Genomic DNA, 16,908 nt, shown 5'->3' on the forward strand with positions numbered 1-16,908 from the left:
TGGGGCTTGCACCCCACTATAAGAGAATTTATCAGAAAACCCGCGAAAAATCAAGGGTTTTCGGGAAAAAACAAGGCTTCAGCCCCATTCTAGTCCTATTTTTTGCGATAAGCGCGTGGTTTGCCTAAGATTTCGGACCAGATAACAGCCTGCTGCAGGGTATTCAGACCTATAGCAGGCTGCCTGGTCTGAGCTGCAACATTTTGCTTTTCCTGCGGGACTGCAGTCCGTTCCTGCCGTTTTTTGCGGCGCATCATTTCCTGATAACGCTGCTGCTCTGCTAAGATCGCATCGCGCTCCTGCACCTGTGGCGTGGTCATCACGTTGGGCAGGGGCGGTGCTCCCCGCAGTTCCGGAATCTCAATCTTTTCCCGGCGGGGCGGCGCGATATCCGGCAAGGGCCGCTGCGGCAGATCCGGCGTACGGCGCTTGGGCACGGGCTTTTTCCCGCCCTTCTTATCCGAAAAGATCGCAAAGAGGATAAAGAGGACAATCACCCAAAAGGAATCCATGGGAATCCCCCCTTATTTTACCGGAGCCTGGGGCGCCTGCAATTTATTGCCGGCACTGCTGGTGCTGATGGCATTGCGCATATCCGTATCGGCCTGCACATTGTTGAGATTGTAATAATCCATCACCCCGAGCTTGCCTTCCCGCAAAGCCTGCGCCATAGCATGGGGAACTTCCGCCTGGGCTTCCACCACCTTGGCTTCCATTTCCTGGGTATAGGCCTTCATTTCCTGTTCCTTGGCCACGGCCATGGCACGGCGTTCCTCAGCTTTGGCCTGGGCAATGCGCTTGTCAGCTTCGGCCTGGTCGGTCTGCAGTTCCGCACCGATATTGCGGCCTACATCCACGTCCGCGATATCGATGGAGAGGATCTCAAAAGCCGTACCGGCATCAAGCCCCTTGCCCAGCACCGTCTTGGAAATATCGTCCGGGTTGGCCAGCACATCATTATGGCTTTCCGAGGAACCAACTGTCGTGACGATACCTTCACCGACACGGGCGATAATCGTCGGTTCGCCAGCGCCGCCCACCAAGCGGTCAATATTAGCCCGCACCGTAACCCGGGCCTTGATCTTGAGCTCGATACCATTCTTGGCCACCGCCGAAACCACCGGCGTCTCGATGACCTTCGGATTGACACTCATCTGCACCGCTTCCAGCACATCACGACCGGCCAGGTCAATGGCTGCCGACCGCTCAAAAGGCAGAGGAATCTGCGCCCGGTGCGCTGCGATAAGGGCATCCACGACCTTATCCACATTGCCCCCCGCCAGATAATGGGCCTCCAACTGATTGACCGCCACATCCAGCCCCGCCTTGTTAGCCTTGATCAAAGGCAGGATGATCTTATTAGGCGGCACCCGCCGCATCCGCATACCAACCAAAGTCATGATGCCGACTCGGACATTGGCCGCCAGCGCCGAAATCCACAAACCAATCGGCACGAAATGCAGGAATACCATGATAAAAGCAATGATAAGGACTAACAAAAAACCTGTTCCAATCAAACCACTCATAAATGCAAAACCTCCTTAAACACCTCATCCGAGCGCTTCGCGCCCACCTTCCCCTCAAGGGGAAGGCTTTTCGTCCCGCATCGAATCCATAAAGGTATATCGTTGCCCAGCGCTCAAGGATGAGCGCTGTCGGCCGTAAATCCCGTGATGGGATTTCAGGCCGAGTTTTCTTTTGGTACTTTTCTTTGCGCCAAAGAAAAGTACAGCAGTCTATACTTGCCGAACCACAACTCTATTACCTTGTACATCAACGACCTGAACTTGCGAGCCTTTGGGCACGAATGCCCCCTCAGAAACCACATCAACCGGTTTCCCGTTAAGCCGTACACTCCCCGAAGGCCGCAGTTCCGTAAGCACTTCTCCCACAGCTCCGAGAAGTTCCTGCCGCGGCTCCGCACTCACAAAGCCGCGCTCACTGCGGCTTTCATCCTTGAGCACCACCTTATTCCAAAGCCTGCTGGATGGCAGCCGCTTCACAATCAGCGCAAAGATCACAATGGCGGCCACAAAGGAAATCAACATGGCATAAAGGGCCTGGATATCGCCCCCGAGAGCCAGCACCACGCTATATAGCATGGCCGCCACGCCAAGACCGGCCAAAAGCCCCACCGTGGGTAACAGCATTTCCACAATGATACAGATGATGCCGCCCATAAAAATGGCCACCTGATACAGGGACACCAGCCCCTTCACATACTGACTGCCCCAGAATACCCCGGCAGCCACCAGCCCTAATAAAATCCCGGCTCCCATGCCGCCGGTCTTGATCTCCACCATTACGGCCAGAAACATAATGACCAGCAAAAGCATCTGCAGCACCGGCATATTGATAATCGCCTCCATAATGTCACCCCCTTCTTTATTCTATTATTCCATACATTTATGAAAAAATCCTGCCCGTTCAAGCAATTATATCGTACTAAACCCAAGAGGGCTGACGATGTTTTCCGCAGTATTTGACGACTTGCGTCTCGGCGAAGCAAACATATCGCACTAAGCCCGAGGGGGCTGGTGATGTTTTTCCGTAGCGTTTGACGCTTGCGTCTCAGCGAAGGAAAAATATTACCAGCCCCCTCGGGCGCCTTGAGCCTCTAGCCCTTAACCCTGCAAAAAGCTCTTGACGATATTGTTGACCATCTTCCCATCGGCACGGCCCTTGACCTTAGGCATGAGCACGCCCATGACCTTGCCCATATCCTTCGGCGTGGCTGCCCCAGTCTGTTCCACAGCGGCCTTGACCAATTCCTTGACTTCCTCTTCCGAAAGCTGGGCCGGCAGATACGGCATCAGCACATCGATCTCTGCCTGAGTCTTTTCCACGAGATCCTCGCGGCCGCCCTTCTGGAATTCCTCGATGGAATCGCGACGCATCTTGACTTCCTTGCTGATTACGGCAATGACATCATCCTCGCCCAGTTCCTTCTGTCCGTCGATTTCCTGCTGACGGATGGCACCACGTACCATGCGGATTACGGCCAGGCGATCCTTCTCCTTGTTCTTCATGGCTTCTTTCATATCAGCGGTAAGCTGTTCTTTCAACGACATATCCATCTTCCTCCTTATATGCATAACAAAAAGACACCTGAAAATCTTGCGATCTGCAGGTGTCCCGCGCAAATTATCTGAACTTGCGTTTACGAGCTGCCTCAGATTTCTTCTTGCGGCGAACGCTCGGTTTCTCGTAATGTTCACGTTTTCTCACTTCAGCCAGCGTACCAGCCTTCTGGGACATACGCTTGAAGCGGCGGAGAGCACTATCGATTGATTCGTTTTTACCAACTTTAATTTCGTTTGCCATCTATTTTTCCCCCCCTCCACTTAACTTGGGAGTTTGTGTTTTCAAAACTACACCACGCTATTATACAATAATAAACACGGGCCTGTCAACACAAAATCCGCATAATTCATCAACCGGGGGGCCACTGCATGGAACGGCCGCCTAAGAGGTGGAAATGCAAATGCTTGACCGTCTGGCCGCCTTCATCGCCAGTATTGGCAACCACACGGAAACCGGACTGGTCAATTTTCTGCTCCCGGGCAATCTGGGGAATCACATCCACCAGAATGTGGGCTGCCAGTTCCTTATCCTCGGCCTTCAGCTCAGCAATGCTTGCCACATGCTTCTTGGGGATCACCAGCACATGCACCGGGGCCTGAGGCTCCAGATCCTTGAAGGCCAATACCTGCTCGTCCTCGTAGACCACAGTGGCAGGGATTTCCTTATTGGCAATCTTACAAAAAATACAATCTGCCATCATTTACACCTCCTTTACAAATCGCATATCACTATTATTCTGCAAAAAATACATTTTTCCTGCTTTTTCAACTAAAAACAAGCAGGATTTTGCCAAAAACTGTGGAAAAGATTTCCTAAGAAAGTGTAAAAGTGTAGTTGACACTGTTTCGAATCAGCCACGACCATAAAGGAGAAATACAATGAAGAAGATACTTTTTGTCTGTCATGGGAATATTTGCAGATCGACAATGGCCGAGTTTGTGATGAAGGAACTGGTGCGGCAGGCGGGACTTTCCGATGAGATCTATGTGGCTTCGGCAGCCTGCCGCAGGGACGAGATCGGGTCGGATACCCATTATGGCACGAAGGCCAAGCTAAGGGAGGAAGGCATCCCCTTTACACCACGGAAGGCCGTGCAAATCACCCTGGATGACTATGAAAAATACGATTACATCATCGGTATGGACAGTGAAAACATGAGGGATCTGAACCGGCTGACCCATGGCGATCCCCAAAGGAAAATCTGCCTTCTGCTGGAACTTACCGGTGAAGACCGAGATGTGGCCGATCCCTGGTATACGGGGAATTTCGACGATACCTATACGGACGTATACAAGGGCTGCACGGCTTTGCTGGAAAAAATAAGGACAAAATGAAAATAAACCTCCCTGCACTTCACAGGGAGGTTATTTTCAGCTGTTCAGCTTTTTGGCCGCGTATTCCAGCAGGATATGACCGCTCTTGCGGTTGGTGGCCAGGGGGATGTTATGCACATCGCAGAGACGCAGCAGGGCGTTGATATCCGGCTCATGGGGCTGGGAGGTCAAGGGGTCACGCAGGAAAATCACATACTGCACCTTTTCCGTGGCCACCAGAGCGCCAATCTGCTGATCGCCGCCTAAGGGGCCAGACATCATGGTTTCCACATCCAGCCCCAGCTTATCCTTGAGCAGGGTGCCTGTGGTGCGGGTCGCCACCAGATGGAACTGGGCCAGCAGATCTTTATGATGGGAGGCAAAATCCAGCATATCTTCCTTTTTCTTGTCGTGGGCAATCAAGGCAATCGTTTCCATAAAAAATCCCTCATTTCGTCAATTTTGAAAAACCACCATGTTAATTTCTACATCAACATGGTGGTTTCCTTTTATTCCGCTGATTTTTTTTGCAAAGGACGGATATAGAGACTGGTCAGATGGTCCAGATCCAGCTGGCGATCCAGCTCATACAGGGGAATCTGACGGATGGACTCATCCTCCATGGCCAGATTATGGATATAGGTGATCTCATATTCATCGGGATAAAGATCCATCAGCATGAGTTTGGCATCCGAGGCAATAGGCTGGCTGTAGACCTGGGTGACGATCAGGGACTGGGCCGGCGCTTCCCGCAAGGTCTCAATATCCAGGGCATCGAGGATGGTCAGCCCCTCCACCGGATCTATCCCTAAGCGGGTATACATGACCTCAACAAAACTCATGCCAGGGCGGATATCCACCTCCACAGAGGTGTCCTTGGCCATATCCCGCAGCAGTACCACCGTGCGCTCTGCCACCAGGGGACTGCCGGGCACCACATAGACCAGCTCGCCCACTTCCTCAGCCTTTTTCAGCAGGTCGGTGGCAATGCCCCGATAGAGGCTTTCAAAATCCGCCGCTTCCTCGTAAAAGCCATCATAGGTCGTATACTTCATACCGGCTTTATCCAGAGCCTCCACTGTGGGATGGATCTTCGTCCGCAGGATCAGGTTCCGGGCCTGTTCCATGATTGTCCAGCTCTCCCGGGTAATCAGGCCGGCGTGGCCGGGGCCTAAGCCCAATACAGTTATTTTTGCCATTTTATTTCTTCACTTTCTTTGGAGTTTTTCCCTTTGCGCTGCCATCCTGCAGGGCAGCTTCTTCCTCACCCTTGGCCAGCAGCAGGAGCCGCAGGACAAAGTTCAGGATCTTCTTTTTCTGGCTGTCCTGCAGGGCAAAGCGGTAGCCGTTTTTCCCGGGCAGGGAGCGCATGCTGCGCCCCAGCACCTTGTCCACTGCGATAAGCCCCTTGGCGGGCAGGCGATGGCCGGGCAGGATGTAGAGATCAAGGGCCTTGGGCAGCTCCGCAATGGTACGGATTTTGAGTTCCCGGGCGTAGTTCTTGATGCGGGCCACTTCCAGCAGATTCATCACGGCCTGGCTGGGCTCGCCAAAGCGATCGATGAGCTCGTCCAGCAGATATTTGATCTCCTCATTGCTGCGGATGGCGGCAATGCGCTGATAGATTTCGATCTTATGCATGGCGTCGCTGACATAGTCCCCATCGATATAGGCTTCCACCTGCAGATCGATGATGGGATCCGGCTGCACCTCTGCCACTTCTTTTTCGCCATGCTGCAATTTGTCCACAGCTTCTTCCAGCAGTTTGCAGTACATCTCAAAACCAACGCTGGCAATATGGCCATGCTGCTGGGAGCCTAAGAGATTGCCCGCGCCACGGATTTCCAGGTCACGCATGGCAATCTTGAAGCCGGCACCCAATTCGGCAAATTCCTTCATGGCCTGCAAACGCTTCTCGGCCGTTTCCGTCAGGATCTTGTCCGCCTGATAGACGAAATAAGCAAAGGCCATGTGATGGGAGCGGCCTACGCGCCCCCGCATCTGATAGAGCTGGGACAGGCCGAAATGGTCGGCATTGTAGACGATGATGGTGTTGGCGTTGGCCACATCCAAACCGTTTTCCACGATACTGGTGGCCAGGAGGATATCGTATTCCCCTTCGTAGAAATCCATCATCACCCGCTCCAGCAAGGCCTCAGGCATCTGTCCATGAGCGGTCTGGATGCGGGCATCGGGCACGAGGGCTTCCAGCTTTTCCCGCATGCGGTCGATGGTATCGACGCGGTTATAGACAAAGTAAACCTGACCACCACGCTTTATCTCGCGCTTGATGGCCCCGGCGATAATGGCATCATTGTCCTCCACCACATAGGTCTGCACGGGGAAACGGTCAGCAGGCGGCGTTTCGATGATGCTCATATCCCGCGCCCCCACCAAGGACATATGTAGGGTGCGGGGAATCGGCGTTGCCGACAAGGTCAACACATCAATGCCCGCAGAAAGCTTGCGGATCTTATCCTTTTGCTTGACGCCAAAACGCTGTTCCTCGTCCACGATCAGCAAACCTAAATTCTTGAACTGCACCTTGTTCTGGTTGAGGATGGCATGGGTGCCGATCAGGATATCCACCTGCCCCATCTTCACCTTTTCAATGGTCTGCTTCTGCTCTTTCAAGGTGCGGAAACGGCAGATTACATCCACCTTGGGGGCAAATTCCATAAAGCGGGCATTGAAGGTCTGGAAATGCTGTTGGGCCAGGACTGTGGTGGGCACCAATACAGCCACCTGCTTACCATCCATAGCAGCCTTATAGGCCGCCCGGATAGCCACCTCAGTCTTGCCAAAGCCCACATCACCGCAAAGCAGGCGGTCCATGGGCTTCTCCTTTTCCATATCGGCCTTGATTTCCGCAATGGCCTTTAATTGGTCATCCGTTTCCTGATAGGGGAAGGCATCCTCAAAATCATGCTGGCTGCTGTCGTCCGGGGCAAAGGCAAAGCCCTTGGCCTGACGCCGCTTGGCATAGATTTCAATCAGCTGCTTGGCAATATCCTCCACGGATTTTTTCGCCCTGGCCTTGGCCTTGGCCCATTCCGTACCGCCCATGCGATGGAGACGGGGCACTTCCCCTTCTGCACCGATGTATTTCTGCAGCAGGTTGACCTGTTCTGTCGGGACGTATAGCTTATCGTCGCCGCCGTATTTGATATGCAGGTAATCCTTGTGGATACCGCCCACATCCAGCGTTTCCACGCCGATATACTTACCGATACCATGGGCGGAATGAACCACGTAATCCCCGGGCTTGATATCCCGGAAATGGGAGAGCTTCTCCCCCTTGCTTTCCTTGCGGATTGCCCGGCGCTTGGCATGGCCGAAAATATCCTTTTCCGTCACCACCACGAGACTGGCCGCAGCCATCTCAAAGCCATTGATCAGACGTCCCACCTGGATATTGACGCAGTCATGACGCAGTTCTGTGCCGGCATCGATGACGAGGGAGGGATAGCGGTGACGGGCCAGCAGTTCCCGCAGGGAATCGGCCTTGCTCTTTTCCGACAACAGGATGAGGATGCGCTGTTTCTGGACCAGCCAGCGGCTGATCTCATCCATCAAGAGATCCATCTGCCGTTGGAAGCTGGCTACATTGGGTGCCGTGAAGCTGATGGTCTGCTGAGGTTCTGCCCCATGTACCTGCTGCAGGAGCATGGCCGTATACAGTACCCGGTTTTCCTTGGCCGCTTCCTGGATTGTTTCCCAGGAAAAAACTTTGCCCTTGATATCCGGATTTTCCCGCACCATGGTGCGCATCTGTTCCCGCAGGCGCGTTGGTTCATCAAAGAGCACGGCACCTTTGCCTTCCAGATAAGACAGGAATACTTCCGCCTGCCCGGCGCTGTCCGTCTGCGCCAAAGGCATGATCGTGCCGCTGTTGATATTCTTCAAGGAGCGCTTGCTTTCCAGATCGAATTCCCGCAGGGAATCGATTTCATCCCCAAAGAACTCGATGCGCAGAGGATTTTCCCCATTGATGGGATAAACGTCCACAATGCCGCCCCGGGAGCTGAACTGGCCGATGCGCTCCACTTCATCTGCATGTTCATAGCCCAATTGGACCAACCGCTGCAAAAGCTTTTCCAGCGGAATTTCATCGCCCATGCTGATGCTGACGCTGAGCCGGGCAAAGTCCTGCCGGCTGATGCCCTTCTGTACCGCAGCCGTGGCCTTGGCCAGCACGATCACCGGATCTTTGCGCATGAGACGGACCAGCACATCCATACGGCGGGCAGAGCGTTCCATACTGCGGGCCTGGGCCTGCACAGTCATCATGTCCAGTTCCGGCAGTTCGAGGACTTCCGTGCCCGGCAGCAGGGACAACAAATCCTCCCGCCAATCCTGCAAGGCCTCCATGCTATGAACGATGATGACCATTGGCTGAGGAGCCTGCTCATAGGCAGAAGCCAGAATTGCATGTTTTTGGGAGTTGGAAAGACCATATATCAATGTTTCCTGGGGCGCAGCCTGCATACAGGCCTGGAGTTTTTTCACCCCGGCGTTGCTGCCCAGAGCAGCAAATAAAGAATTCATCCTCACACCTCGATGTTTATGCTTATATATTACGCGAAAATGGGACTGTCGGCGCATGTCCGATAGTCCCTGATTCTCATGTCAATGTTATATATGATAATCCTATTTTCCTGTCGCGTCAAGCCATGGACGCATTCGCCAGATAAATTTCGTTCCCTGGCCGGGTTTTAGTGCCTGCAGGTCCTCCGCTGTTTTGGCGGGAAGTTCGCAGTAGTTGCCGCAGTAGCGGCAATCCAGCCGCACCGAATCCCGCTGCACAGCCGCGGTAATATCAGCACTGCCACAGGTACATTCCAGCTCCCCGCTGGCCGCCAGATCGTGAATGCGATTGAGCGCCTCCAGCAGTGTCTGCTGATGTTCGATGTAGCAATCGCCATCGGCAGGATGCAGGGCATCGTATTCCGCCGTATTGAAGTCCAAGAATTCGGCAATATCCTGCCACCGGCCAATGTAGCCCAGTTCAAAATTATCGTGCTGACAGTAAAGTCTGGCAAACCTGAGTCTCCGCAGCTGCCGCCAGGAAAAAGTCTGGCGGTTCCTGCCGTTGCAAACACCGCATTCCATGTTCAGTTCCAGTCCTTTGCGCGGCCGCAAGGTAATTTTGCCCATCTCGTGTCCGCAGTTCCCACACTCCATAACGAATTGCATCTGCCCGTTAAAGAGCGGTACATCCCGCAGCTGGATTCGGCCGCAGCGCTGGCAGTAGAACGCCAAAGAACAGGCCGTATCGATAAGCATTGAAAATCCTCCTCTCCCATAAAAATCCCAGTTCCAAGCCAAAATTTCCTTACATTTGACTCTCTCATCTTTTATAGTTCATTATTTCTACGAATGAGAAGGCTTATCCTGCTTGATTGAAAGTTTTTTTGTCGAAAAGGCGGCGGGGGCGGGGGATTATGCACGCTGCGCTGAGACAGTGGACTAAACTTATTTTTTTCGCTTAATCAAGGAAGCTGGCAAAGGTTAAACTCGCTTCGCTCAAACAAAACCTTTGCCAGCTTCCCTGACGAAAAAAATAAGTTCTTAACGCCCACTGCCTCACGCTCCGCTTAGCATAATCCCCCGTCCCCGCCTCACTACCTGCCTATTGGCACTTTTTAGTTCGTGGCTCTTGCAGCGATAGTGACAATATTGTGCAGGCAAGTGACTTCTGGCCGCTCAGGGAGTTTTTCTAAGCGGCGCGTTTGCTGGCAGGCGTCAAGAAACTATTTTTTGCCCACTATAACATTAACGCGAAAAGTCTACTGTTTGAGCGCAGCGAGTTTAGACTTTTCGCGTCAGTTCATTAAAGGGCAAAAAATAGTTTTAGCCTGACAGCTCAGCGAAGCGTGAAAAACTCCCTGAGCGGCCAGGCTACTCTATAGCAACAGATTATTTAACCTGCAAAGCTGCCTTGACAAAGTCGCGGAACAGCGGATGCGGATTGTTCGGGCGGGACTTGAGCTCAGGATGAGCCTGGGTTGCCACGAACCAAGGATGGTCTTTCACTTCCACCATCTCTACGAGGCTGTCATCGGGCAGGGTGCCGGCGATAACCAGGCCGCGCTCGGTGAGCTGCTGACGGTAGGCATTGTTGAACTCATAGCGATGGCGATGACGTTCAGCAATATTGGCCGTGCCGTACGCTGCCAAAGAGTGCGTGCCTTCGCGCAGGGTGCAGGGATAGGAACCCAGACGCATCGTGCCGCCCTTGTCCTCGATACCCTGCTGGCTTTCCATCAGGTCGATTACCGGGTGTTTTGTCTCTGCATCGAACTCGGAGCTGTGGGCATCCGTCATGCCGCAGACGTGGCGGGCAAATTCGATGACGGCGCACTGCATGCCCAGGCACAGGCCCAGGAACGGGATGTTGTTCTCACGGGCATACTGGATGGCCTTGATCTTGCCTTCCACGCCGCGATCACCGAAACCGCCGGGCACGAGGATGCCCTTGCAGCCCACGAATACTTCCGACAGGTCCGTATCCGGATCTTCAATGGCTTCCGCGTTGACCCACTGGATCTTCACGGACGCATCGTTGTAGATGCCACCATGATGCAGGGCTTCCGTCACAGAGATATAGGCGTCCGGCAGTTCCACATACTTGCCGACCACAGCCACCTTGACCTTCTTGGACGGATTATTGATCTTGTAGACCATCTTTGCCCAATCGGACATATCCGCCGGGCCGTAGTCCATGTTAAGCTTCTGCAGGGCAATCTTATCGAGGCCCTCGTTCTGCATCATCAGAGGCACTTCGTAAATCGTGGAAGCCGTGCGGTTCTCGATGACAGCTTCCGGCTGCACATCGCAGAACATGGCAATCTTTTCCTTCATATCCTTGGAAATGATCTTTTCCGTGCGGCACACGAGGATATCCGGCTGGATGCCGATGGCGCGCAGTTCTTTTACGCTGTGCTGGGTCGGCTTCGTCTTGAGCTCGCCGGCTGCGGAGATATACGGCAGAAGGGTTACATGGATGTAGAGGGTATCCTTCGGGCCCACTTCCTTCTTGACCTGACGGATGGCTTCGAGGAAGGGCTGGCTTTCGATATCGCCTACGGTACCGCCGATTTCCGTGATGACCACGTCAGCGCCATCAGCCTTGGCTACATCGTAGACACGCTGCTTGATCTCGTTGGTGATATGGGGGATAACCTGCACCGTGGAGCCCAGGTATTCGCCGCGGCGTTCCTTATGGAGCACGGACCAGTACACCTTACCCGTGGTGATGTTGGAGTTCTTGGACAGATTGATATCGATGAAGCGCTCATAATGCCCCAGGTCAAGGTCCGTTTCCGCACCATCGTCGGTTACGAACACTTCACCATGCTGATAGGGGCTCATAGTGCCCGGATCGATATTGATGTACGGGTCGAACTTCTGGATCGTGACCTTGAGGCCCCGGCTTTTCAAAAGACGGCCAAGAGAAGCGGCCGTAATGCCCTTGCCCAGGGACGAAACCACACCACCGGTAACGAAGATATACTTTGCCATGATTTACCTCCTTATTCCTGAATGCTTTCCAGCTTCTTCTGACGGCTGTTGATTGCCTTGTTGGCAGCCTTGGAACGGGATGCCGTGCCACGGGCAGAATGACGCTTCACTTCAGGCGGATTCCATTCCGTAAGGCCCCACTGCTGGTCGCCTTCATGCTGGAAACGGCTGTCCATATTGATGAGCGTATATACTTCCGAGATAGCTGCGGACAGGGACTGCACCGGCTTATGCTTCTTCTCGATCACCTCGAGAATCAAATCCTTGTAATACATGGTCTGACCTTTTTCCGTCAGCACATGATAAGCAATATCTACTTCCGAGCTATTGATAAAATCCATAATCAAAGGGTCTCCTTCCAATCTAAAATTACCTTACATCTGTTCCGGTGCGGATACGCCCAGAATTCCCAAAGAATGACGGATCACATGAGCCGTTACCGTCACCAGAGCCAAACGGGCTTCTGCCAGTTTCGGCTCTACGCCGACAATGCGGCATTTATTATAGAAGCTATGGAAGGCACTGGCCAGATCATAGCTATAGCGGGCAATGCGCTGCGGTGCATAGTCACGGGCAGCACGCTCGATTTCTTCCGGATATTCCTCAATCTTCTTGATCAGATCGATTTCCGATTCATCCGTAAGCAGGGAAAGTTCCGGCTTGTCGCTCAGGGACAGCCCCGTTTCCTTGCACTGGCGGAAGATGCTGCAGATACGGGCATGGGCGTACTGGATATAGTACACCGGGTTATCGTTGGATTTCTTCTTGGCCAAATCCAGATCGAAGTCGAGCTGGCTGTCCAGGGAACGCATCAGGAAGAAATAACGGGCAGCATCGGTGCCAACTTCTTCCATGAGTTCGTTAAGGGTTACGCTCTGACCGGTGCGCTTGCTCATCTTCACGAGCTCGCCGCCACGGTAAAGGGCCACCATCTGCAACAGCAGCACCGTGAGCTTCTTGGAATCATGACCCAGAGCATCCATGGCAGCCTTTACGCGGCAAACATAGCCATGGTGGTCAGCGCCCCAGATGTTGATGAGACGGTCAAAGCCGCGCTCATATTTATTATGGTGGTAAGCGATATCGGCAGCCAGATAAGTGGGCACGCCGTTGTCGCGGATAACCACGCGATCCTTGTCATCACCATAAGCCGTGGACTTCAGCCAGAGAGCGCCATCCTTTTCATAGATATTGCCGTTGTCCTGCAGGATCTTCACGGCAGCATTGACGGCTTCCGGATGCAGGGTGCGCTCGCTGAACCATTTGTCAAAAGTCACATTGAAAGATGCCAGGTCTTCTTTGAGGGCAGCCAGTTTTTCCACATAGGCCAGATCCTTGAAGATTTCCATGCGTTCTTCATCGCTCATGGAAAGGTACTTGTCACCTTCCTTGTCGATGATGCGCTGAGCCGTGTCGATGATGTCCTGGCCATGATAGCCGTCTTCCGGGAACTCGACGTCCTGTCCCAGAAGTTCGAGGTAACGGGCATTGACGGAACGGGCCAAATTGTTCATCTGATTGCCGGCGTCATTGATGTAATACTCGCTTTCCACGGGATAGCCAGCCGCCCGCAGCAGGTTCACGAGAGCGGAGCCGGCTGCCGCACCGCGCCCATGGCCCACATGAAGCAAACCGGTAGGATTAGCGCTGACATATTCCACCTGAATCTTCGGTGCGTCTTTCTGCGGCAGCTGACCGTAGTTTTCGCCTGCTTCGAGGATTTTCTGGAAGGAGTCGTAGAGCACATTGCCCTTCAAATAGAAGTTAAGGAAGCCCGGGCCGGCAATCTGGGCATGGTCGAGCCAGTCACCCTCGATGCGTTTCACCAGTTCCTCAGCGATCTGACGGGGCGCCTTGCGGAACACCCGTGCCGACTGCATGGCAAAGTTCGTGGCAAAATCACCGAATTCCTTCTGCGGGGGTACTTCCAACACAACAGCGGGAAGTTCGCCTTCGGGGAACACGCCATCGGCAATAGCACTTTTCGCAGCCGCAACAATGGCTTCTGTCAGTGTATCTTTAATATCCAATCCAAAATCCTCCTACATTATTTGTCACTCAGGGTTTCAATCACTACATTCAAGGTATTGTGGCTTTGCAGTACATCGTTCAGGTGCATATCGTATTCCGCCTGCACCGTGCCCTGCCCCTCCTTGAAGTAGATATCCAGCTTCCGGCAATCAACCAGTAAATCAAAATTACCGTAGGGCGTTCGATACACACTACGGGTCTTTTCCCCCAGCCGAAATTCCAGCTGCATATCCACAGCTCCACGCCGGATCAGCGTCAGTCCCTCCGTGCTGAACTTGAGCACCGTAGGCACTGCTTCCTTATCGTGAAGCGAGGCATCCTCATAACGCACATAATGCTTGCCAGCCCGCGCTGCATACCTGCCACGCGCGGCCGATTTCAGCACGGTCCGCTCACCTGCCGTATCAACCTGCACGCCTTCTACCGTCACCGCAACCAAAGCATCCGCCATTTAGCCACCTCTTTAAAACATACTGTACACCATTATAAACCAAACTCCCTACCTTGCCAACAGTTTTTTTGCACTTCATCGGCTTATTTTTTGTTAGTACGCTGCGCCGTGAAGGCTGGGGGCTTTTACACGCGCCGCTTGGCAAAAGCCCCCAGCCTCCACGGCAAGTTACAATCTATTTCACCAGCAAAGCCACTATCTCCTCAAGTTCATCCGAGCCACAAGGCCGATACCGTCCCTTGGACGGCGGGGCAGTGATGATTTGCCAAAGCGGAGCGTTTGACCGTAAGCGTTAAGAAACCAATTTTGACCTACAATAAAATTAGCAGGAAAAGCCATTTGTCTGAACGCAGTGAGTTTATGGCTTTTCCTGCTAAATAAAAGGTCAAAATTGGTTTTAGCTTACGGTCTAAGCGCAGACTGGCAAAGCATCAATGCCCCGCCTGCACGAGCCCAACTTCGCAAGCCACGATGTCAACCAAACGAACTCGGTAATCAAATTGTGAACTTCTCCACTTCATGTGCCAGCTGTTCTGCCTGTTCAGCCAACCCTCTGGTCGCCGCGGCAATTTCTTCGGCGGATGCGGACTGTTCCTCCGTGGTAGAGGATACAGACTCTGCCCGATGGGCGTTGTCCTGGCTGATTTCGGCAATATCCTTAACGGCCTGCTGCATGGAATCCGTACCATCCGAAACCGACTTGATACTGCTGGAAACCTCGCGGATACCCTCAGCCAAAGCGTCAATTGCCACCTTAATGGACTTAAAGATTTCATCTGCCTCATTTACCGAGTCGATGCTGCTCGTCACGCTTTCCGCGCTTTCCTCACTGGCAGCTACCGCCTTTTTCATATCCGTCTGAATCTTGGTCACGAGATTGGCAATCTGCTGCGTGGAGCTGGCAGACTCCTCGGCCAGTTTGCGAACTTCATCGGCCACCACGGCAAAGCCCCGGCCATATTCACCAGCACGGGCCGCCTCAATCGCGGCATTGAGCGCCAGCAGATTCGTCTGTTCCGCAATCCCGGAAATCAGCTCCACGATTCTGCCGATTTCATCCGAACTCTTGGCCAGCTCCTTAATGGACGACTTCACGGTAGTGGTACTGTCGCCAATGGCCTTCATGGATTCCACCACCGTTTGAATGGCATCACGCCCCGTATTGACACTGCCTACGGTCTGTTCCGTAACAATGGCAATCGCATCGGCACTGTTTGCCACCAGCGTAGTACGCTCGGCAATTTCCACAGCCGTTTTATCTGCACCAGCTGCCGATTCAGACTGGGCAGCAATACCTGCAGCAATGTCCGTAATCTGCTGCGCAGCCTGCGTAGCCGCATCAGCAGACTGATGGGATGCAGCCGAAAGTTCTTCTGCCGAAGCCGATACCCGCTCCGCATTCTTCTGGATATGGCCAATCAGTTCCCGGATGGTGCTGCGCATTTCCTTGAAGCCCCGGGCCAGCTCTCCCAGCTCATCATTGCTGTCTACAGCCAAAGGACGGGCACGCAGGTCCCCCGTATTGATGACCTTGCATTCATCCCGCAGAGCCTCTACCGGACTGCACATCTTGTTGCCCATATACCAGATGATGGCACTGATGATCAACACCATGATGACAGCTACCAGCCCCATGATCCGCACCAGCGAATAGGCCTCGGCGCGCACTTCGGTAATGGGGGCTACCGATACGGCAATCCAGGTGCGATACCCCAGATGCACAGGGGTGAATACCGCCTGGGAAGCTACGCCCTGTGATGTCGTATATTCTGTAGAGATCTGCTTGTCCTGCTGTATCGAGCTGGTAAAACCATTTACAAGAGCGATGTCAATCTTCTTGCTGGAAACCTCCTTGGTCAGGTCCATCTTGCCTACTTCTTCCGGCAACTGGGCATAGGCAATGCAAAGGCCATCCTGGTCAGCCAGATAGACGCGGCCATGTTCCATGTATTTGATTTTTCCCACCAATTCGGTCAGGTCATCCAATTCAACCGTACCATAGACAATGCCCGTAAGTTCACCGTTTTCCAACACCGGATAGGCCAGGATGGTGATGAGCTTGCCGCTTGTCCCTGATACAGATGGCCCCGTCATAACCGGCTGTTTGGTTTCCCGTACCTTCTTGATGTAACCCCTGCTGGTACGGTCCATATCCTTCCCCTTGTCGCTAATGGCATGGCCTTCCACATCCGAATAAGCCAGCATGGTGAAGTTCTTGCGCTTGGCCAACGCCTCTGACAATACCTGCACCCGTTCTTCCCGGGTACCATGCCGGATAATGGGGTTACTGGCTAAAGCCTCCACCGTCATTTCCCGCTGCTGATAGAGCTTTTCCAGCTGTTCTGCTGTACTCTTGCCGATTTCCTGAGCCAATAAATCCGTATTGCGCGTCAATGCCGAACTAGACATATAGTAGCTGATAGCAAAGAACACCAGGAAGCTGCCCACAAACAGGGGGATAAACCCTGCCAGAAATTTAAACCGCAAACTGTTAAATTTCATTTT

Annotated in this window: 16 protein-coding genes; 1 reads left to right on the forward strand and 15 read right to left on the reverse strand. The window is 53.3% G+C overall.

What is annotated here, in order from left to right; genetic code table 11:
- Positions 1-95: 95 nt before the first annotated feature.
- The 6 genes from SELR_RS11085 to SELR_RS11110 all read right to left on the reverse strand — a co-directional run bounded on the left by SELR_RS11085 (position 96) and on the right by SELR_RS11110 (position 3,781).
- A complete protein-coding gene (locus tag SELR_RS11085) occupies positions 96-512 on the reverse strand; it encodes a hypothetical protein (protein ID WP_014425316.1) in 417 nt (138 codons plus the stop codon).
- Positions 513-524: 12 nt separating this feature from the next.
- Positions 525-1,526 (reverse strand): flotillin-like protein FloA, encoded by a 1,002-nt coding sequence (floA, locus tag SELR_RS11090; protein ID WP_014425317.1) that lies wholly within the window; start codon positions 1,524-1,526, stop codon positions 525-527.
- Between the two features lie 210 nt (positions 1,527-1,736).
- Positions 1,737-2,369 (reverse strand): NfeD family protein, encoded by a 633-nt coding sequence (locus SELR_RS11095; RefSeq protein WP_014425318.1) that lies wholly within the window; start codon positions 2,367-2,369, stop codon positions 1,737-1,739.
- A 255-nt stretch (positions 2,370-2,624) separates the two neighbouring features.
- Complete coding sequence (locus SELR_RS11100; protein ID WP_014425319.1) at positions 2,625-3,071, reverse strand: GatB/YqeY domain-containing protein; 447 nt, start codon at positions 3,069-3,071, stop codon at positions 2,625-2,627.
- 73 nt (positions 3,072-3,144) lie between these two features.
- Positions 3,145-3,324, reverse strand: coding sequence for a 30S ribosomal protein S21 (gene rpsU, locus SELR_RS11105; protein WP_014425320.1), 180 nt, complete (start codon positions 3,322-3,324; stop codon positions 3,145-3,147).
- A gap of 109 nt (positions 3,325-3,433) precedes the next feature.
- On the reverse strand, positions 3,434-3,781 hold the full coding sequence (locus tag SELR_RS11110) for a histidine triad nucleotide-binding protein (RefSeq protein WP_041914396.1): 348 nt from the start codon (positions 3,779-3,781) through the stop codon (positions 3,434-3,436).
- A 181-nt stretch (positions 3,782-3,962) separates the two neighbouring features.
- On the opposite strand from SELR_RS11110, the gene SELR_RS11115 reads away from it, so the two are divergent.
- Positions 3,963-4,418, forward strand: coding sequence for a low molecular weight protein-tyrosine-phosphatase (locus SELR_RS11115; RefSeq protein ID WP_014425322.1), 456 nt, complete (start codon positions 3,963-3,965; stop codon positions 4,416-4,418).
- A 36-nt stretch (positions 4,419-4,454) separates the two neighbouring features.
- Here the strand turns inward: SELR_RS11115 and SELR_RS11120 are convergent, their stop codons facing one another.
- The 9 genes from SELR_RS11120 to SELR_RS11160 form a co-directional block, all read right to left on the reverse strand.
- Entirely contained in the window at positions 4,455-4,835 is a 381-nt protein-coding gene (locus SELR_RS11120) for a methylglyoxal synthase (RefSeq protein WP_014425323.1), read from the reverse strand.
- 71 nt (positions 4,836-4,906) lie between these two features.
- Positions 4,907-5,596, reverse strand: coding sequence for an SAM-dependent methyltransferase (locus SELR_RS11125; protein WP_014425324.1), 690 nt, complete (start codon positions 5,594-5,596; stop codon positions 4,907-4,909).
- 1 nt (position 5,597) lies between these two features.
- Positions 5,598-8,945 carry a transcription-repair coupling factor gene (gene mfd / locus SELR_RS11130; protein WP_014425325.1) on the reverse strand — a complete coding sequence of 1,116 codons (3,348 nt, stop codon included), beginning with the start codon at positions 8,943-8,945 and terminating at the stop codon, positions 5,598-5,600.
- A gap of 102 nt (positions 8,946-9,047) precedes the next feature.
- Positions 9,048-9,683: a hypothetical protein gene (locus tag SELR_RS11135; RefSeq protein WP_014425326.1), complete on the reverse strand. Its 636-nt coding sequence runs from the start codon at positions 9,681-9,683 to the stop codon at positions 9,048-9,050.
- 633 nt (positions 9,684-10,316) lie between these two features.
- Positions 10,317-11,921, reverse strand: coding sequence for a CTP synthase (gene pyrG / locus SELR_RS11140; protein WP_014425327.1), 1,605 nt, complete (start codon positions 11,919-11,921; stop codon positions 10,317-10,319).
- A gap of 11 nt (positions 11,922-11,932) precedes the next feature.
- On the reverse strand, positions 11,933-12,262 hold the full coding sequence (gene rpoE, locus SELR_RS11145; protein WP_014425328.1) for a DNA-directed RNA polymerase subunit delta: 330 nt from the start codon (positions 12,260-12,262) through the stop codon (positions 11,933-11,935).
- A 33-nt stretch (positions 12,263-12,295) separates the two neighbouring features.
- Positions 12,296-13,951 (reverse strand): arginine--tRNA ligase, encoded by a 1,656-nt coding sequence (argS, locus tag SELR_RS11150; RefSeq protein WP_014425329.1) that lies wholly within the window; start codon positions 13,949-13,951, stop codon positions 12,296-12,298.
- A gap of 17 nt (positions 13,952-13,968) precedes the next feature.
- On the reverse strand, positions 13,969-14,403 hold the full coding sequence (locus tag SELR_RS11155) for a YwiB family protein (protein ID WP_014425330.1): 435 nt from the start codon (positions 14,401-14,403) through the stop codon (positions 13,969-13,971).
- A 495-nt stretch (positions 14,404-14,898) separates the two neighbouring features.
- Positions 14,899-16,905: a methyl-accepting chemotaxis protein gene (locus tag SELR_RS11160; protein ID WP_014425331.1), complete on the reverse strand. Its 2,007-nt coding sequence runs from the start codon at positions 16,903-16,905 to the stop codon at positions 14,899-14,901.
- Between the last annotated feature and the right edge of the window lie 3 nt (positions 16,906-16,908).

Source organism: Selenomonas ruminantium subsp. lactilytica TAM6421 (assembly GCF_000284095.1).
GTDB lineage: Bacteria > Bacillota > Negativicutes > Selenomonadales > Selenomonadaceae > Selenomonas_A > Selenomonas_A lactilytica.